The 17,817-nt window shown below is 47.1% G+C and carries 16 protein-coding genes; 8 read left to right on the plus strand and 8 right to left on the minus strand.

The window, feature by feature from the left end:
• Positions 1-534: 534 nt before the first annotated feature.
• Entirely contained in the window at positions 535-720 is a 186-nt protein-coding gene (locus K6Y21_RS02000; protein ID WP_233070009.1) for a hypothetical protein, read from the minus strand.
• Positions 721-946: 226 nt separating this feature from the next.
• On the opposite strand from K6Y21_RS02000, the gene K6Y21_RS02005 reads away from it, so the two are divergent.
• Positions 947-1,552: a hypothetical protein gene (locus K6Y21_RS02005; protein WP_233070010.1), complete on the plus strand. Its 606-nt coding sequence runs from the start codon at positions 947-949 to the stop codon at positions 1,550-1,552.
• Positions 1,553-1,589: 37 nt separating this feature from the next.
• On the opposite strand, the gene K6Y21_RS02010 is transcribed toward K6Y21_RS02005, so the two are convergent.
• Positions 1,590-2,207, minus strand: a complete 618-nt coding sequence (locus K6Y21_RS02010; RefSeq protein WP_233070011.1) for an arylesterase — start codon at positions 2,205-2,207, stop codon at positions 1,590-1,592.
• 113 nt (positions 2,208-2,320) lie between these two features.
• Between K6Y21_RS02010 and K6Y21_RS02015 the strand changes: the two genes are divergently transcribed.
• Positions 2,321-3,793 (plus strand): NAD(P)H-hydrate dehydratase, encoded by a 1,473-nt coding sequence (locus tag K6Y21_RS02015; RefSeq protein WP_233070012.1) that lies wholly within the window; start codon positions 2,321-2,323, stop codon positions 3,791-3,793.
• Here K6Y21_RS02015 and K6Y21_RS02020 read toward each other — a convergent pair.
• Together K6Y21_RS02020 and K6Y21_RS02025 are read right to left on the minus strand one after the other, a co-directional pair.
• Positions 3,787-4,179, minus strand: a complete 393-nt coding sequence (locus K6Y21_RS02020) for a SpoIIAA family protein (RefSeq protein ID WP_233070013.1) — start codon at positions 4,177-4,179, stop codon at positions 3,787-3,789. The genes K6Y21_RS02015 and K6Y21_RS02020 overlap by 7 nt on opposite strands.
• A gap of 69 nt (positions 4,180-4,248) precedes the next feature.
• Positions 4,249-5,403, minus strand: a complete 1,155-nt coding sequence (locus tag K6Y21_RS02025) for an MFS transporter (protein ID WP_233070014.1) — start codon at positions 5,401-5,403, stop codon at positions 4,249-4,251.
• 253 nt (positions 5,404-5,656) lie between these two features.
• Between K6Y21_RS02025 and K6Y21_RS02030 the strand changes: the two genes are divergently transcribed.
• Positions 5,657-5,971, plus strand: a complete 315-nt coding sequence (locus K6Y21_RS02030) for a DMT family transporter (RefSeq protein WP_233070015.1) — start codon at positions 5,657-5,659, stop codon at positions 5,969-5,971.
• 51 nt (positions 5,972-6,022) lie between these two features.
• On the opposite strand, the gene putP is transcribed toward K6Y21_RS02030, so the two are convergent.
• The 4 genes from putP to K6Y21_RS02050 all read right to left on the minus strand — a co-directional run bounded on the left by putP (position 6,023) and on the right by K6Y21_RS02050 (position 12,485).
• A complete protein-coding gene (gene putP, locus K6Y21_RS02035; protein ID WP_233070016.1) occupies positions 6,023-7,513 on the minus strand; it encodes a sodium/proline symporter PutP in 1,491 nt (496 codons plus the stop codon).
• A gap of 99 nt (positions 7,514-7,612) precedes the next feature.
• The gene (locus K6Y21_RS02040) at positions 7,613-8,317 is read right to left on the minus strand and encodes a hypothetical protein (RefSeq protein WP_233070017.1); all 705 of its coding nucleotides are present in this window, start codon (positions 8,315-8,317) and stop codon (positions 7,613-7,615) included.
• 9 nt (positions 8,318-8,326) lie between these two features.
• Entirely contained in the window at positions 8,327-11,476 is a 3,150-nt protein-coding gene (gene putA, locus K6Y21_RS02045) for a bifunctional proline dehydrogenase/L-glutamate gamma-semialdehyde dehydrogenase PutA (protein WP_233070018.1), read from the minus strand.
• A 178-nt stretch (positions 11,477-11,654) separates the two neighbouring features.
• Positions 11,655-12,485, minus strand: a complete 831-nt coding sequence (locus K6Y21_RS02050) for an AraC family transcriptional regulator (RefSeq protein WP_233070019.1) — start codon at positions 12,483-12,485, stop codon at positions 11,655-11,657.
• A 253-nt stretch (positions 12,486-12,738) separates the two neighbouring features.
• On the opposite strand from K6Y21_RS02050, the gene K6Y21_RS02055 reads away from it, so the two are divergent.
• From K6Y21_RS02055 to K6Y21_RS02075, 5 genes are all read left to right on the plus strand, one after another.
• Positions 12,739-13,188: a lipocalin-like domain-containing protein gene (locus K6Y21_RS02055; RefSeq protein ID WP_233070020.1), complete on the plus strand. Its 450-nt coding sequence runs from the start codon at positions 12,739-12,741 to the stop codon at positions 13,186-13,188.
• Positions 13,189-13,312: 124 nt separating this feature from the next.
• Entirely contained in the window at positions 13,313-13,810 is a 498-nt protein-coding gene (locus K6Y21_RS02060; protein ID WP_233070021.1) for a hypothetical protein, read from the plus strand.
• A 304-nt stretch (positions 13,811-14,114) separates the two neighbouring features.
• Positions 14,115-15,359, plus strand: coding sequence for a carbohydrate porin (locus K6Y21_RS02065; RefSeq protein WP_233070022.1), 1,245 nt, complete (start codon positions 14,115-14,117; stop codon positions 15,357-15,359).
• 319 nt (positions 15,360-15,678) lie between these two features.
• Positions 15,679-17,058, plus strand: coding sequence for a metal-dependent hydrolase family protein (locus K6Y21_RS02070; RefSeq protein ID WP_233070023.1), 1,380 nt, complete (start codon positions 15,679-15,681; stop codon positions 17,056-17,058).
• Between the two features lie 57 nt (positions 17,059-17,115).
• Positions 17,116-17,754 carry a DUF3299 domain-containing protein gene (locus tag K6Y21_RS02075; RefSeq protein WP_233070024.1) on the plus strand — a complete coding sequence of 213 codons (639 nt, stop codon included), beginning with the start codon at positions 17,116-17,118 and terminating at the stop codon, positions 17,752-17,754.
• Positions 17,755-17,817: the final 63 nt, after the last annotated feature.

Here is a 17,817-nt window from a genome sequence, read left to right on the forward strand (position 1 = left end):
GCTCTCGTACCAGTGCAATGGCATCAAGTTTGAATTCTTTTGAATAGGTTTTACGTGTTGTCATTTCAATCTCCAGTTAAATCAATTATGTCTTAACTGGGTTAGTCGTATCAATTAAACCACGTCAAGAAGCATCGAAGGTGTTTTGGTGGCTTTTACAATGGGGTTGCTAGGGGTTCTAGCCGGTTTCTTTATTAACCAACTGGTTGTTTGTAATACTGTTATGTGGTGCGGAGTATTATCAGTGTGAAAATGGCCAACAAACACATATTGTTGGACTGGTGTTCCGCTACACTTTAAACCAGCCGCAAATGCGGAAAATCTCCTCCTCAACTAAGCTTAATCCAGTTACATCAATTGGAAGTAATACCATGGGCATTTGGCCAACGTTACTGATAGTGCTGTTTCTGCTAATTCTGATGGGTGTGTTAGCCGTTAAGGTTGAAAAGTAGGGGAACATACTCGTTGTGAGCTCAATATCACCCCCTTTTCTTAGTTGTGATATTGAGCGACTAGATGAATCTCTTGAGTTTGTTAGAGCTGTTCACCAAGCTGGCGTAGCGCGTGCTCTAATTCTTCTTCCGTGTTGGGGACAGCGTTTATCTTAAAGGTAATCGGGCTGCCGGCATTGAGCATATAGACCTCTGATTCACCGTGATCGTAATGAAACCATTTTCCGTTGACACACATGTCGGTATAGCAGTTAGGTAATAACGTCATACTTCACCTCAAGTTACAGCTTACTTATGGTTAGTTTTAGGCCAAAACAGCACATCACGCCTTTGCGCTAGATCAATTTTTGTCGAGTGTGATTGATTTTCAACTTAGTCGTTTGCTTACAAAAATCGTGATTTAGTAACGCTGACGGCCTTAAGCTTTGGTTAAGTCTTGGTATTGTTTAGCTTTATCTCTATATTATTAATGAATTTTTAAACAAGGATTTATCATGAAGTCAGGAATCAACGTTTGGGCTGTTATAGGGGTATTATTGACAAGCTGGTCTCAAATGGTAACGGCTGAGACTACCGAGGAAGTAAGCTCTCAAAGTTTAGTGACCATTAATGTTGGCGTTGATTTAACGGGGTTAGAAGCCCCCGCGGTGAAAGCCTCCGATGCGCTCATTGTTTTGTCTGAGTCGATTACGCAATTAAGCCAAGGTGAGCACTTAACCGACGCTGAGCAACAGCAAATTCAAAAGATGGCAGAGCAAGTGGCGCAGTTAAGCTCAACCTTAAACACCACAGTGCAACAGATCCCCCAAGTGATCGAGCAAGCCAGTCAACCTGTGGTGGAGAGCAGCCAAACACTACTCAACGACATTAAATGGGTGGTGATTCTAGTCTTAGTTGCATTGTTAGTGGTACTGGTTCTTGTACTGATTGCAGTCTATTACACAGTATTACAACCGAGTAGACAGTTATTGGTGGATACTACAGAGCAATTTAATAAGTTAGCCACGGCGATGGAAAACACGGCTAAATCAGTGGAATTAAGCGGCCAATATCACCAAGGGATCTTAGCGCATCTACAACAGGTGCAGCAAAAGAATTAGCCATGCCGCTATATATTAAGCTTTTATCTGTTATGACTTAGTTAGGGGTGATGTCTATATGTGCTGCCAAAGCCTTTGCAAAGGCTTGGTAGCCTTTGCTATTTAAATGAATCGTATCGGATTTCATGCCTTTGTCGTCAAGCAAATCACTTAAAATATCCAGCTCGGCAGCGAGCTGATAACGCTTGGCTAAATCGCTATAAACAGGAACGGGGTCTAAAAATATCGCAGGTTTAGGTACGCCAACCAATAACACTTGAGCGCCATGTGCTTGACTGAGTTGGATCATCTGCTCCAAATTATTGGCTAATTGATTGACTGGCAATCGGCGCAATAAGTCGTTACCGCCGTAGCAAATGATCACTAAATCCGGGCTGTACTGTTCAAGTAACGCTTTAATTCTAGTCAAACCCTGCGCGCTGGTTTCACCGGAATTTCCCGCATTAATAACATTAACACCTAGCGCTCGTGCTAAATGGGCGGGATAGCTTTGCTCAGCCGGCGCACCAACGCCTTGGGTTAAGCTGTCACCAAAGGCCAATATCACACTGTCTCGGCTTAGCTGGACGGTTTTGGTGTCGGAGCATCCTGCTAGGCTAGCGATAGCCACTAAGATGACAGCAATAATCAGAGGGAAACGAACAGTTTTTAGCATCGGGTTTTACTCAATAGCGCGTGATAAGTCGAACGTTAGCATAGTTTTTTCTAGTATAGTTAGTGCAGCTACAATTTCTTAACGTGATGTTACCTATGAATAAACAGACAAGTATGCTCCCAGTTTTGACGTCAGAGCAGGTAAAACAGGCCGAGCAGGCATGGGCGAAAGCAAACCAAGGTGACACTTGGCCCTTGATGGTGAAAGCGGCGCACAGTTTTGTGGCTAAGTTCATGTCAAAACTGCAAGGTCAAACTGTGCTGGTGGTAGCGGGCCAAGGCAATAATGGCGGCGATGGCTATTACATTGGTGCGCTGCTGCGCCAAGCTAAGGTTAAGGTGACGCTTGTGGCACCGCTCGGTTTGCCTAAATCGGGTATAGATGCCGAGCGTGCGTATCAATTCTTTGTAGCCAGTGGCGGACAAGTGCTTGGCTCGTTTGATGAGTTACCCCAGAGCGCACATTTCCCTATTACTATCGATGCGCTATTTGGCAGTGGGTTGAACAGAGTATTGTCAGAGCCAGCGCAACAAGTGATTTTATGGCTTAATCAGCTAGACACAGAGATTGTTGCAGTGGATGTGCCCAGTGGTTTAAATGCCGATACCGGCTTGGCCATGCCCGTTGCCGTTAATGCCAAAGCCACCCATAGTTTTATTGCGTTAAAAGCAGGCACGCTGACCGCGATGGGGCCAGCGCATTGTGGCCTGCTATCCCTTGATACCTTGACGGTGTCAACGGGATCTACATGGCGCTATCAGGTAGATGTGTGTTTGCCAAGGCGCACGGGCAATACTTATAAATCTGAGCACGGCGGCGTGAATGTCGTTGGCGGGCAACCTCATATGATGGGCGCAGCGCTCATTGCTGCACATGCTGCCTTAAACAGCGGTGCGGGTAAGGTCTGGCTGGCCTGTGATCAGATGTTTTATGCCAGTGCATTAAGCTTAGCGCCAGAAATTATGTTAAAGCCAATCGGTGAAACGGCCAAGCAACCCTTAACTGACAAGGTTAAATGGGTAATAGGGCCGGGGTTAGGGCAAGATGGCCAAGGTTTAGACATACTTGCAAAGTTATTAGAGGCAACAAACGCTGACTCATCGCAGCAGTTGGCCAATTATGGCGTATTAGACGCCGATGGGCTGCGTTGGTTGGCAACCTCTGGGCAAGTTGCCACGGGGTGGGTGTTGACCCCCCACGAAGGTGAAGCCGCGGCGCTATTAGCTTGGCCGATTGCTAAGGTGCAACAAGATCGCATTGCAGCAGTACAAGCCTTAAGTGAGCAATATAAAACGTGCGTAGTGCTAAAAGGGGCGGGCAGTTTGGTTTGTGATGTGCGCCAAACGGGGCAACATTTGGTGTTTTGTCACTCTGGCAGCCCAGCAATGGCGACACCGGGCATGGGCGATTGTTTAGCGGGGATCATTGCAGCGTTAATGGCGCAGGGGCTAGATGGCTTTAACAGTGCGATCACGGGCGTAAACTGGCATGCCCGCATTGGCCATGAACTTGCCAAACGCCAACGTATCGTATTAGCCAGTGATGTGATTGCCCAGCTGCCGTTTGGCGCCGACTCGCTCTATTGACTCAGCCAAACCAAGGCTTGCTGGTGGTCGTCAAAGGCTTTGATTTCACCGTCTACAAACCAAGAGCCGACGCTGGCGGCGACGGACTGCCACTGCTGGTGGCCAACCAAGGCAATTTTATTAAATTGCGCGCCGTGTTTTAGGCCGAGCTTAAAGTCATCCCATGCTGCGCGCAGCTCCCAACCGTGAAACTCAGTGAGATCGGCGAGTACATCCACCTTGGCATAAGGCACTTCCTTCAGGGCGGCTTCAAACATCGGCGTCATCACTTCGTAGTCTTGATGGCTAAGTTTACCGACGGCGCGAATGGCAATAAACACTTGCTCGCCCACACGCTCAATGCCAATGGCGATACCATGTGTACTCTCTTGGTTTGCGTTGCTCATTTTTTACCTCCCTTGGTATTAACTTGAGTATAGCTGCATCAAGCAAGGGTGGATTTATGAACAAGAAAACTAGCTAACCGCAGTCAAGTGTTTAGGCTTTACGGTCAGCAACAAACCAAGTAGCAAAAGTAGGAGAGGCAATACGGTGATATTAAGGGTTTCCCAGCCAAAGGTGTCGAGCAGCCAACCTGAACTCAAGGTGGCAAGGGTCGCCAAACCAAAAACGCACACCTCATTAACACCTTGGATCTTGGCGCTGTTTTGATTTTCACATAGCGCCATCAGCCATTGGCTTGCCCCGACAAATAGAAAATTCCAACCCACTCCTAACAGCACCAAGCCCAAGGTCAAACCGGTTTTACTGCTCACGTTTAAGTTAAGTAAAGCCGAGGCAATCAGTATTACTGCGCCAGCGCTCATCAAGCCTTTTAAGCCAATGCGCTTTACTAGCTGACTGACAAAAAATGAAGGCGCAAACATGCCCAGTACATGCCATTGGATCACCCAAGCCGAGTCGGAAAACTCAAAACCACAGGCAAACATGTGCAGCGGCGTGGCGGTCATCACCATCACCATCACCGCAAAGGCAACCGCAGCGGTAAATATTGGGCGCCATATTTGATTAATCGGTAATTTAGTCGATGCAGCGTTGGATATAGATGCAGGAGCCGGAAAACGAATGTTCATCAGTAACAGTAAGCTCAACACTGTCAGGGGAATATAGAGCAACACCGAAGTGGAAAAGGAAGGACTGAGCCAGATGTCTTTGGTGAGCGCCCCTAAATTAGGGCCAATAAAGGCCGCCACCACACCTGCGGCCATAATCCCTGAAATTGCCAGTGGGCGCTGCGCGGGGGCCACCAACTCCATGGCACTAAAGCGATAAAAATTGGCGCAACTGATGGCAAAACCAAAGCCCACACTGGCGAGGATAAACAGCTCAAAGCTGGCCCATCGCAGTGCCAGATAAAACCCACAGCCCGCCAAACAGTTTGCTATCAAGCCAGAGGCAAACAAGGGTTTACGGCCAAATCGTCCCATCGCCATGCTAAGGGGAAACGAGCTAACTAACATGCTGAGCATACTGACCGCCATCGGTAAGGTGGCCAAGCTCATGGTCCCTGCCAGCTGATTTCCGAGCACAGGGGCGAGGGTAACAAACATCATATTGCCTACCATAAACAAAATTTGCATGGCGATAAGCAGGGCGAGATTAAGATTCATGGTTCGTAGGCAATATTAAATAATCAGTAGCTTAGCAATATTTATCGGATGAATGCGAACGAAAGTTATAGAAATTACGCTATAGGGAGTTTCCCTAACTAGCGCTGCGTTTGTTAAGCTTTTACCATTCGCAGTCGCTACAAAGTGGCCTGATTTCTGAATTCCTTAGTGATCCGGGCTTGTACCAAGAAGTAAGGACGACCTTACCGCTCTATTTTTTGTCGGGGACGACCCCAAAAATGGAGTTAATGTAATGACTTGGTTCATATTACTGCTGGCTGGCCTAAGTGAAATAGCTTGGGCGGTTGGCTTGAAATTATCAAATGGCTTTAGCCATCCTTGGATATCTCTTGTTACCGTATTTGGCTGTGGCGTCAGCTTATTGCTGCTGGCACTTGCGCTTAAATCGTTACCCTTGAGTGTGGCTTATGGCATTTGGGTGGGGATAGGCGTGATTGGTAGTGCTGTTGCCGGTTTTTATCTATTTAATGAACCCATTACCACAGCAAAGCTAGTGAGTTTACTGTTTATCCTGATAGGTATTATTGGCTTGAAACTGGGGAGCTAAGGGATAACTAAACCATGGATAAACCAATGCGGTTTATCCATGGCGTTCAACTTAGTCTAGGTTAGTAAGATTGTTCTCAAACTCAGCGTGTTGCTCCGCCACATCTTGCGCCGGCATCGGGCTAGCAAGACTGGCTGCCACAATTGCGATGGTCGAAAGTATGATGCCTGGGACGATTTCATAAACATCAAATAGGCCGCCACTAAACTGCTTCCACACCACGATAGTTACACCGCCAACAACAATACCCGCTAGGGCTCCTTGCCAAGTCATGCGGCTCCAGTAAAGGCTAAGCACAATGGCAGGGCCAAATGCCGCGCCAAAACCTGCCCACGCATATGACACTAGGCCTAATACCGAGCTATCGGGCGATAAGGCCAGAAGCAGAGCAATGATTGAAATACCGATCACGGCGAAACGACCCATACGCACGATATCTTCTGAGCTTGCATCTTGTTTTATCACTTGCTTGTAGAAATCTTCCGCAAGGGCCGAAGAAGACACGAGCAATTGTGAATCAGCGGTGCTCATGATGGCTGCTAAAATCGCGGCCAACAAGATACCGGCAATCACAGGATGAAACACGGCATTGACCAAAATCATAAAGATCTTCTCGCCATCAGCCAGTTCAACACTGCCATTGTTCACATAAACCAAACCTACTAGGCCGACTAAGATCGCGCCCGCCATAGACAGCGCAGACCAAGTCACGGCGATGCGTCTTGCCGTGGTTAAATCTTTATTGCTACGGGTGGCTTTAAAACGAGCCAAAATATGTGGCTGGCCGAAATAGCCCAGACCCCAAGCCGCCAATGAAATAATAGCAATGGCCGTTAATGGCTCACCTTTAGCGTCATTCCATAAGGTTAACAGCTCTGGGTTAATGGCTGAGAGGTCAGCACTCAGTTGGCCAAAGCCGCCGTTCATGGCCGCGATGGGTACGATCAAAAGGGCCGCCGACATCAACAAACCTTGCACTAGGTCGGTCCAAGACACCGCCAAAAAGCCACCAAATAGGGTATAAGACACCACACATACTGTGCCTAAAATCACGGCAGTGGTGTAATTAAGGCCAAATACAGTTTCAAATAATTTACCGCCAGCGACTAAGCCGGAGCTGGTATAAAACAAGAAAAACAGCAAGATAAAAAAGGCTGAGATGGTTTGAATGAGTTTAGAATTGTCTTTAAAGCGACGCGATAAGTATTCAGGTATAGTCAAAGAATCTGTGGTGATACTGTAAGTGCGCAGGCGTTTGGCACACAGGAGCCAGTTGGCCCAAGTACCTAGTAATAGGCCGCCTGCTAACCAAAATGATTCTATCCCAGCGGCATAAGCGTAACCCGGCAAACCCAATAGCAACCAGCCACTCATATCCGAAGCGCCAGCCGATAAAGCGGCAGGCCAAGGGCCTAGGCTACGGCCTCCTAAGAAGTAATCACTGGAGTTGACAGTGCGTTTATAGGCCACCACGCCGATGGCGAGCATCATGATCAAATAGGCGATAAAGGTCGCACTGATTGCAAAGCTGTGTTCTAACATAGTTTATCCTTATAGTTTTATTTTCCCCTCCTGCCAATGGGCAGGTTTTGAACGCGAGCGGGTGCTCGCGTCCTAAATGCATCTTGTTAATTTGTTATGTTAGCGATGGGCATCGTTGCCCAAAGCCAACAAATGTGCATTACCGCCGACGGCGGTGATATTAATTGTGCGTGTACGTTCGGTGATGTAGTTTAAAACAAGCATAGGATCATTGACTTGATGTAAGGCAACGGGCTCGGTTTCAGCAATAAGATGCACTATAGGCCCAGCTTTAGCCGCCAGTTGACGATTGATTTTTTGCACCAAAATCGGCGAGCCAATCATAGTTAAGCTGCGAATATCCCATGCTAGATGGCAAGCATAATCATCAAATGCGGCGATTTGCACTAGGTGCAAGGGTAGCTCTGCTTGCTTAATTGCGCTAACCAGCACTTGATTAAGAGCTAAGTCATCGCTGCAAATAATGGCGCTATTCCCAGCGGCTAGAGCGGCGGTTAGCATGCCAATCAAAGATTGTTGGCTGGCTAGGGTGCTGGAGCTAGGATCGACCACAAACAGCGCAACCCCGCGCGCAGCGGTATAAAGCTCATTGGATTCACCGGTGGGCCCCACCAATGGCTGAGGCTTGGCGACGACAGCAGCGCTTTGCTCTAGCTGATACAAACACACTTCCGCTAGCTCATATTGCTGCTTCTTTAGGCCTTGATGAAAGGCTAACAGCTTAGGTTGTCTAGCGCTAAACCCCGCTAAATTCCAGCTCGGCCACGCTTGTTGCGCATCGGCAAAAACAGTCACTTGATTCATTATTCGCTCCTATGCGCTGGTGGTATTTGACGCGCTTGCCAAAGTGGCAAACTCGCATGTGGTAAAACGATATAGATAGTGCGGACCACCGGCTTTGGGGCCTGTGCCCGACAATCCTTGCCCGCCAAAGGGCTGCACGCCTACCACGGCACCGACTTGATCTCGGTTGATATAACAGTTGCCCACCCGAGCGTGTTGCTCTAGCCAGCGATAGCTGGTTTCATTGCGGCTATGAATACCCATGGTCAGGCCATAGCCTGTTTGATTAATTTGCTCTATTACTTGTGGCAGTTGATCGGCTTGAAAACGGATCAAGTGCAAGATAGGGCCAAAATGCTCTTGGGTTAAGGTGTTGATGTGCTCGATTTCAAACGCACACGGCGGCACAAAGTCACCGTGCTGACAGGCTTCATCCAAACTTAATTTGGCGATGGTGCGCTGCGTGGTTTGCATATCTTCAATATGTTTAAGTAACTTAGCCTTGGCGTTGCCATCAATCACGGGGCCAACATCGGTACTGTGTAAATAGGGTAGACCCACTTCCAGCTCCGCCATGGCGCCTTTGATAAGCTCGATCACTCGCTCGCTAATATCTTGTTGCACATACAAAATCCGAAGGGCAGAGCAGCGCTGACCTGCAGAGGCAAAGGCAGAGCGCATCACATCGCGAACCACTTGCTCGGGCAAGGCGGTGCTGTCCACTATCATGGCATTTTGACCACCGGTTTCAGCAATAAACACCGCCGGTGCGCAGTCACGCTCAGCTAAGGTTTGCTGAATTAATTTGGCAGTCGGCGTGGAGCCGGTAAAGGCTACGCCCGCGATAGCACTGTTGCTGGTTAAGGCTTGACCAATGTCGGCACCGCGGCCCAATATCAATTGAATAACGCCAATGGGAAAGCCTGCTAAGTGCATTAACTCAACGGCGCGAGCCGCGATCAAACTGGTTTGCTCGGCGGGCTTAGCCACCACGGTATTACCCGTAACCAAGGCGGCGCTAATTTGGCCAAGAAAAATAGCCAGCGGGAAGTTCCACGGACTAATGCACACAAACACGCCGCGACCTTGACGCGTTAAGGTGCGGGTTTTGCCATCAAAGCCTGAAACGGGCTGCGGCCCTAACTGTTGGGCTTGTTTGGCGTAATAGCGACAAAAATCCACCGCTTCACGTACTTCGTCTATGCTGTCGTGAATGGTTTTCCCCGCTTCTTGGTGACACAAGGCGACCAGCTCTGCCATGTGCTCTTCCAGTAAATAGGCAAGTTGCTCTAGCTTGTTGGCGCGAAGGGCAACAGGCATTTGCTGCCAGTCGGCATAAGCCTGTTGTGCGACTTCAATGGCTTGCTTGACTTGAGATGGCGTGGCAAAGGTGACTGAACCGACATTGATGCGGCGATCATAAGGCGGGGTGATCTTGATAGTGCGCTCACTGGCATCCTCAAAACAGTGATGCCCATCAATGATGGAGCCTGCTTGCCACTGCTTGGTCATAAATCCATTCACTTGCTGCTCAAACGGCTCGGCTTCGCTATGGATATCAATGTTAACGCCATGAGCGTTTTTACGTGTGGCAAAAATGTGCGGCGGTAGGGGAATATTCACATTATTCATGTGCTCATGGCTGAGTAAGGTATCAACGGGGTGCGCGGTGAGCTCTGCAACGGGGCAACGCGCATCCACTAAACGATGCACGAACGAGCTATTGGCGCCGTTTTCCAATAATCGACGCACTAAATAGGGCAACAGATCTTTGTGACTACCAACGGGCGCGTAAATACGCACACTTTGTTGATGAGTGGCCATCACATGGTAATAAAGGGATTCGCCCATGCCGTGTAAGCGTTGAAATTCATAATCTTTGTGTTTGGCCATCACGGCGATGGCGGTCACGGTTTGTGCGTTATGGCTAGCAAACTGGGGAAATAGATGGCCGCGCACACCGTCACTGAGTAAAAAACGAGCGCAAGCCAAATAGGCCACATCGGTGGCTTCTTTGCGGGTGTAAACCGGGTAGTTGGCATAACCGGCTTGTTGTGACCATTTGATCTCACTGTCCCAATACGCGCCTTTCACTAAGCGAACTGGGATCAGATCGCCCTGTAATTGGGCGAGGCGATTAAGCCAAACCAGCACCGCCAACGCGCGTTTAGAATAGGCCTGGATCACTAACCCAACTTTGCCCCAGCCCTTGGCGATATCGCTTTGATACAGCTTGGCAAACAGTTGTAAAGAAAGCTCAAGGCGATCGGCTTCTTCGGCGTCGATGGTAATGGCAACATCGAGCGCACGGGCGCGTCGAATTAATTGACAAACGTTGTCATACAGCTCGCTCATTACGCGCCCTTTATTGGTGACCTCATAGCGAGGGTGCAGGGCTGAAAGCTTGATCGAAATAGAAGGCGCTGGGCTGGTATTGTTGCCGTACTGCTCTTTGCCCACGGCTTCAATGGCGTTGAGATAATCCGTTAAATATTTATTGGCATCCCCTTGAGTGAGCGCGGCTTCGCCAAGCATATCAAATGAATAGGTGAAGCCTATATCGCGCATGGGGCGACCTTTTTGTTGCGCCTCTTGGATATTTCGCCCAAGCACAAATTGATGTCCCATGATTTTCATGGCTTGGTGCATGGCTTTACGGATCACCGGCTCTGATAGCTTGTTCACTAAGCGAGACAAGGCTTGAGTTGGACTGTCGCTGATGGTTTTGTCTGATTTTAGGCCGATAACCTTACCTGTTATCAACAGGCCCCAGGTTGATGCATTAACAAATGCCGAATCCGAATTTTTTAAATGGGCTTGCCAATCGGCCACCGATAATTTGTCGCGAATAAGCGCATCGGCCGTGGCCGCATCGGGAATGCGAAGCAGGGCTTCGGCAAGGCACATTAATAAAATGCCTTCTTGGGTGTCTAGGCTGTATTCCAGTAGCAGCGCATCAATTAACTGGATCGCTTTTTTATCGGCGCGGATCGCTTCAATTAAATGGGCGGTTTTTTCACTGATTTTGGTCTTTTCTTGCGCCGTAGGCGTCGCAAGAGGAAGCAGTTGTTTTAGCCATTGAGACTCGTCCACCATGTATAGAGGGGAGATGTGATCCCACAACTTATCTAGGGGTTGCTCAATGAAGGGTGTTGTTAACACGTCGGTTGCTGTAAACATGTGTTGTCCTTAAACAGGCTTCTTGATATCAAAGCTTTCACTATGGCCACAGTCTATTTTGGCTGGGTTTAGAATACTTGTGAAAAATTCCGAGTATTTTGCTGAATACTCCGATTGTTAACAAACTTTAAACATGATCATAGCGAAATTGGTAACACAATATAGTGCTTGGTTCACATTATGCAGATCCGATTTGCTTTTTGTAGCGCGAAGGGGATAACCCTAAGGTGCGGCTAAAGGTATGAGTAAAGGTGCTTTGATTAGAAAAACCCGTTAATTCGGCCACTTGACTTAAGTTAAAGCCACCTTGTTGAATTAATTTTTGGGCTAAATCGATGCGCTTGGATAATACATATTGGTGAGGAGTGACGCCCATCTGTTGTTTGAATAACGAATAGAATTGACTTTGCGCCAGATAGACACTGGCCGCTAACTGGCCCATGGATATTTTATTAGCGATGTGCTGCTCGATATACCTATCAATTACCCCCATATCAAAGCGGCTGTTGGTCGATAGCTTGGCATTTGGGCGAACTCGTTGTTCATTATTAACCACATGGCGCTGCAATAAAGCGACAATCGTGTCTTGGCAAGCACGGGACAACACTAAATCATCTGGGCTGACGCGCATTTCGTTCACTAAGAGTTTAATCAAATGTTGGATGGCGTGATCCAGTTGAAAATAGGGCGAGGGCTTATCAAAGTGTTCAAGCACACTGACAATAGCGGGCGACAATTGTGCGGTGTCAGCTAGGTTCAGCACCAAAATATCCGACTGACTGACCAAAGCGCCAAACGCGTGGGGTGACATGGCCGATACCAAACAGCCTTGTCCCGGTCCTAATACGTTAGCTTTGCCTGACACTTCAAATTCAGCTTGGCCCTTAAGACCGATAACCAACTGCATGTATTGATGGGCATGGCTGTCCATGTAACTTGGTAAGGTGATGATTTGCGCAGGTTTTGGTAAGTTCAATGGTTGATCTATCTGGTAAACTGGTTTTGACATAGTGATACCTGCTGCAGTGTGAGATGGATTCAACCTAGCAAACTACGCTAAATGATGGCTTGGCTGCAAGTGAAATAGCATCAAGCCTGTCGATGGGGACGGTGAAGGGGGAAGCATCTTTGGACAGTCCCAACGTAACAGCAACTCGAGATCACATCTTGTGCTTTGTGAGGATAAAACAGGTTGCAGATTATATCTGGGGATGAGCATGATAGTGTTCTTGCAGGGGAATAACGAAATAAGGACATGCACTATGTTAACAGCCAAACAAATCACCGGCCGCTGGCAGCTGGTGGCCGCCGAGTTAACCGTAGCTGGCCAAGTCAGTAACACATTTGATGCCAAGCGCACCATGGTTAAGCATTTAACGCCCTGTGGCCGGTTTTATTTTCATTCCAAAACCCATGATCGTGTGCCCTTTAGTCCAGCTATCAATGACGAGGAACGTTTAGCTGCCAGCAAAACCTTAGACTTTGGCGCCGGACGTTATCGTTTAGAAGGTAACCAATATATAGAAGACATCGAGGTGTGTAGCTATCCCAACTATGAAGGCAAATCCATCGGCTTTAACTTAAGTGTCGAAGGTGAGGGTGAGCAAGCCATGCTCATTCAGCAAGGCGTTTATCCGTTAAAAATGTTGGGCTTTGGTGATCAAGATGGTTACGTCAAAGAAACCTACCGCCGCCTTGCGGATGATGAATAAAGCTAACTCATCAGCCCTTGTGGGACGCGAGCTCGGCGAAGCATACATTAAGCAGAAATAAGGTTAACTATTTTCCTAGCTTGGCCGATAATTAAAACAGGGCCAAACAGAACAAGCGCCGCTAATGCGATTAACCTACCAAGACTATTTGGCAAAGTTGTCCTTAAGCCCAACAAGCCAAACCCGCACGAAGGCTGATATTGTGCCAAGCGGTACGGATCTTAAAGCAAAGCTGAGCACATCAGACAGTTTAACCTTGTCTGATGAGGCCAAAGCCCGCTTTGCACAGCAACAAAATGAGATAAGTGAAAACCAAAAACAACAAGCCTTGTCGCAGGCGGCCAATGTACTGATGGGCTCAGCCAAATCATCAAAACAAAACAGCTCGGCACAAAATAGCTCAGCGCAAAGTGCGCAGGATGAAATCACTCAAGCGCAAATCAAGTATTTAAAAGATCAAATCAAACAAGCCAAGACGCAGCTGCAAAAGCTGGCCTATAAGAAACACGAGGGTGCAGATAAACAGCGCGCCATGCTCAATATGTCGGTGGTAATGATGACAGGGCAATTACTTGAGCTCATGCGCAACGAACTGCCTGATGCGTCAAAGCGCAGACCCTAGTAAGCCCAGTCTCTATTTTGTCACCACCTATTCAACGGCTTGCCAAGTGATGAGTCAAATCCCTGCAAAAGCCTGCTCTGGTGAGGGCTCACAAGCTAAACAGTGCTAGATTGGCATGAAATGGTAAGTTTAGTTACTTGTATTCACTTTACCAGATGGCTAGTTTCTCAATATATGTATGCTTTGCTGAACAGTTCGCTTTTTACACACAAAGTGATCTTGGACTCGACTGATATAGAAGGTATTTAGCCAAGCAACAAGTTGAAAATGTTTCAGTAAAAGGCCTCAATAAATGGAATTAAATATGTCTGCTCGGCGATCGGTTTTTGCCATTGGTTTGCTTGTTTTAGGCGCCCCTTTTTTCTCATCGGCGGCCAATTTTGGTGGTCCGGATGCTGTTGAAAATACCCTCTCTGAGCACAACAAGCAGCCACAAAGTTGGCGTAACCAGTTAGCGCAAGAGGGGTTGACTTTTGGATTGGACTACAATGGGATCGGGTTTAACTCTGCTAATGGCAGTAAAGGTAATACGGTTAACGCCAGCGGTGGTGTTGCGCGTTTCTACGGACAGTGGAACTTGATTGGACGTAACTCGAATAATACGGGGGGGATCGTCTGGAAGATTGAGCATCGACATGCTTATAGTGATTATGCTCCCAAATCGTATGCATTTCTCGCTGACTTAGCTGGAGCTGAAGGGTTAGGCTATATAGGCATGATCCAGCCAGCCTTTAGCGATCAGGGGGACAGGATCACTAATCTTCATTGGAAGCAGCGCCTCAATGATGGCAAGACGTCCTTCATTGTTGGGTTTCAGGATGTGACCGACTACGTGGATACCTATGCGCTGGCTAGCCCTTGGACTGGTTTTTCAAACCTAGTGTTCCAAACAGGTGCTGGTGCAATGGGATTGCCAGATGATGGTTTATTTGCCGTTTCGATTGGCCAGATGTTAACGGATAATTACTATATTGTGGCTGGATTGGCAGACGCTAACGGACGTTCAGATAGCGATGAAATATTTGATGGGTTCGATAGCTTTTTTAATGACAACGACTATTTCACAACGGTTGAATTGGGTTGGACTGCCTCACAGCAACAGATTTATACCGATAACCTGCATGTTACTTATTGGCACTTAGACGCCACCTTTAATGACGATGGATCAACACGTCATAGCGCCAAAAACAGCGAAGGCGTCAACTTTTCTTTAAGCTATTTTGTTACTCCTCAAATTATGCCTTTTGTTCGCGCAGGCTTTTCCATTGATGGTGATGCAGCGCTGTATGAGAAATCTATTTCTGTCGGTTTAGGCTATTTTGGCTTGGGCGCGCCTAAACATAATTTGGGGGCGGCGTTTAACTGGAGTGAAGCCAATAAAGAGGGATGGGGTACAGATGATAGCCAAACCACATTGGAGATTTACTACAACATGCAGTTTGGTGAACATGTTCAAATAACACCCGATTTCCAATGGATCCATGATCCTATATTGTCGCAAGAGAGTAATGCTCTGGTATTTGGCTTGCGCGGTAGAATATTTATATAACAAGACAATGCATTCAGGCCTGAGTCAATTGGGCTGGTTTGGCGGAAAGCCGTCCCATTTTACGGGGCGAATCGCGATATTTTGCCGATGAGAGGCAAGGAAACTGGGTAAAGCGTGTCAATCTTTGGTGCTGAGTTGTCACCAAATGGTAAGTTTATTGTCTTGAATAAACATAAACTGAACGCTAAGTTACGAAATGTATATATTCTATATACGTATTGTTAAAAAAGTTGCGTCTTTGGTTGTAAGTTGGGCTCGGTCTATGGGCCCAGTGGTCAGTTTGAGCCGTGAAATATAATCACAATATATGGGTAGAAAAATGAAAAATCAGCCAATTAAACTAAGCTTACTCGCTGCATGTTGTTCTGTGGCTTTTGGTGCCAATGCGGCAAGCACGCTCTTTACCAATGTTGATGTCTTTAATGGTAAAGACAACAAATTGTACAAAAATCACCATGTATTGGTGGTGGATAATCTGATTTCTGAAGTGTCAGCCAGCCCGATTGATGCCGGTGACGCAACGGTTATTGATGGTAAAGGCAAAACCTTGATGCCAGGTTTAATTGAGGGACACGGTCATTTACTTATGAACGGTGGAACCCTAAATGATCATGAAAATAACCGCACAATCGAAGAGTTAGCAGCGCGCTCAACCGTGATGGCCAACGCAGCCTTTCAGTCAGGCTTTACCACATGGCGTGATGCGGGTGGTTTGAACACCGGCCTGCGGAAAACTATCGATGCGGGTCTGTTAGTAGGGCCACGTTTATACACTTCGGGCGCATTTCTTGGGCCAACCGGATCACATGCCGATTTTTCAAACCTTACTACCTTAAATCAACATATTAACGGTATGCAAACGTCCATGGGACGTAGCAATGTCAGCGTCAACACAGACAGCATTGCAGAAATTAAGTCTGCGGCACGCTTGAACTTTAAGCAGGGTAACTCACAGATTAAAATCATGTCTTCGGGTGGCGTGGCTTCATCGTTTGACCCTTGGCAGCTCAACGCGATGTCAGCTGAAGAAATTGCTGCCGCGGTGGAAATTGCCGATGCTTACGGCTCGTATGTGATGTCTCATGCTTACAGCAAAAAAGCCATCATGCGTAATTTAGATGCGGGTGTGAAGTCGATTGAACATGGCTTTATGTTTGACGGCGAAATCGCTAAAAAAATGAAGGAAAAAGGCGCTTATATCACAACCAATATGACCGCATTTTCACCTTACCTAGCCACTATCCCAGCGATAAATGACAATCCTGTTTCGAAATTAAAAGCTGAATCGGCGCAAAAAGCGTTTAAAGACTATATCAAGAACGTCAATGAGTACCAGCCTAAATGGGGCTATCACACAGATTGTGTGGGTGGTTTAGAAGCCTGCATTAAGCAAACTGACCATACAATTTACCTTGCAGGTAAAGAATTTGGTAACTTTTTTGCTCTTAAGGGCTTAACCTCGGTGAATGGTGAACTGGTTAAATTATCCGGCGTTATGGATCCCTACCCACAAGCTGCATTAGGTGTGGTGGAAAAGGGCGCATTTGCAGACTTACTCTTAGTGGACGGTAACCCATTGGAAGATTTGTCCGTTATCGGCGCTAACGAAAAATGGTTTGATGCTGAGCCGCGTGATGTGGCTTTAGATACGATTAAGGTGATAATGAAGGACGGTAAAGTCTATAAAAATACGCTTTAACCCCTCTGTTGTCCGTTTTGCTCCCCCACCTTCGGGTGGGTTTTTTCTGAGGTTCGAATGAAACACGTTATTACCGCTTTTCTTTTGTCGCTTTTTTCTATGCCGCTTTATGCAGAGACGCCTCTGACATTGGATTGGTCAAACCTAAATAGTGAGGCAAAACCTGTCACCATTAAATTGCCTGAATTAACGGAAGATCAAAAGCGACTGTTGCAAGGGGTGATTATTTTAAATGATCAGGATTCAGAAGAATCAAGATTACAAAAGCAACACATTGAATCTCAATTAGCAAAACAAGGTCTTAATGCGAGTGAGCTTATTCAATTACGTCAAGACTACATGCAGGCAATGAAAGAAAACGCAGAAACAGTTACCGATGCTTACAATGGCAAACTTGTGCGTATGCCGGGGTTTATTGTACCTATTGAATATAATGAAAATTTAGAAGCCACTGAATTATTATTGGTGCCCGTTGCGGGGGCTTGCATTCATATGCCACCGCCTGCCGCTAATCAAATCGTGAGAATATATTATCCGTCTGGGTTTGAAGTTCAAAACGTGCAATACCCAGTCTGGGTGGAAGGGAAGTTTAATGCCAATGTGATAACCGAGGAGGTTTTTTTGGTTGATGGCGGGGCAAATGTTGCCATGGGTTACGAAATGAAAGCCACCTTAATTGAAGATTATTATGAGTGAACAATAAAGGAATTAAATATCCAAACTTCTATTACGGTAATGCAGGCAGATGGCGGTTTCATG

The sequence above is a fragment of the Motilimonas eburnea genome (genome assembly GCF_021295345.1).
GTDB lineage: Bacteria > Pseudomonadota > Gammaproteobacteria > Enterobacterales > CBDFNC01 > Motilimonas > Motilimonas eburnea.

Excerpts from the sequence above, each read along its gene's own strand:
- K6Y21_RS02050 (WP_233070019.1), bottom strand. The coding sequence starts at position 12,485 with ATGTCAAAACCAGTTTACCAGATAGATCAACCATTGAACTTACCAAAA.
- K6Y21_RS02030 (WP_233070015.1), top strand. The coding sequence starts at position 5,657 with ATGACTTGGTTCATATTACTGCTGGCTGGCCTAAGTGAAATAGCTTGG.
- K6Y21_RS02055 (WP_233070020.1), top strand. The coding sequence starts at position 12,739 with ATGTTAACAGCCAAACAAATCACCGGCCGCTGGCAGCTGGTGGCCGCC.
- putP (WP_233070016.1), bottom strand. The coding sequence starts at position 7,513 with ATGTTAGAACACAGCTTTGCAATCAGTGCGACCTTTATCGCCTATTTG.
- K6Y21_RS02040 (WP_233070017.1), bottom strand. The coding sequence starts at position 8,317 with ATGAATCAAGTGACTGTTTTTGCCGATGCGCAACAAGCGTGGCCGAGC.
- K6Y21_RS02070 (WP_233070023.1), top strand. The coding sequence starts at position 15,679 with ATGAAAAATCAGCCAATTAAACTAAGCTTACTCGCTGCATGTTGTTCT.
- K6Y21_RS02060 (WP_233070021.1), top strand. The coding sequence starts at position 13,313 with ATGCGATTAACCTACCAAGACTATTTGGCAAAGTTGTCCTTAAGCCCA.
- putA (WP_233070018.1), bottom strand. The coding sequence starts at position 11,476 with ATGTTTACAGCAACCGACGTGTTAACAACACCCTTCATTGAGCAACCC.
- K6Y21_RS02010 (WP_233070011.1), bottom strand. The coding sequence starts at position 2,207 with ATGCTAAAAACTGTTCGTTTCCCTCTGATTATTGCTGTCATCTTAGTG.
- K6Y21_RS02065 (WP_233070022.1), top strand. The coding sequence starts at position 14,115 with ATGTCTGCTCGGCGATCGGTTTTTGCCATTGGTTTGCTTGTTTTAGGC.
- K6Y21_RS02005 (WP_233070010.1), top strand. The coding sequence starts at position 947 with ATGAAGTCAGGAATCAACGTTTGGGCTGTTATAGGGGTATTATTGACA.
- K6Y21_RS02015 (WP_233070012.1), top strand. The coding sequence starts at position 2,321 with ATGCTCCCAGTTTTGACGTCAGAGCAGGTAAAACAGGCCGAGCAGGCA.
- K6Y21_RS02075 (WP_233070024.1), top strand. The coding sequence starts at position 17,116 with ATGAAACACGTTATTACCGCTTTTCTTTTGTCGCTTTTTTCTATGCCG.
- K6Y21_RS02025 (WP_233070014.1), bottom strand. The coding sequence starts at position 5,403 with ATGAATCTTAATCTCGCCCTGCTTATCGCCATGCAAATTTTGTTTATG.
- K6Y21_RS02020 (WP_233070013.1), bottom strand. The coding sequence starts at position 4,179 with ATGAGCAACGCAAACCAAGAGAGTACACATGGTATCGCCATTGGCATT.
- K6Y21_RS02000 (WP_233070009.1), bottom strand. The coding sequence starts at position 720 with ATGACGTTATTACCTAACTGCTATACCGACATGTGTGTCAACGGAAAA.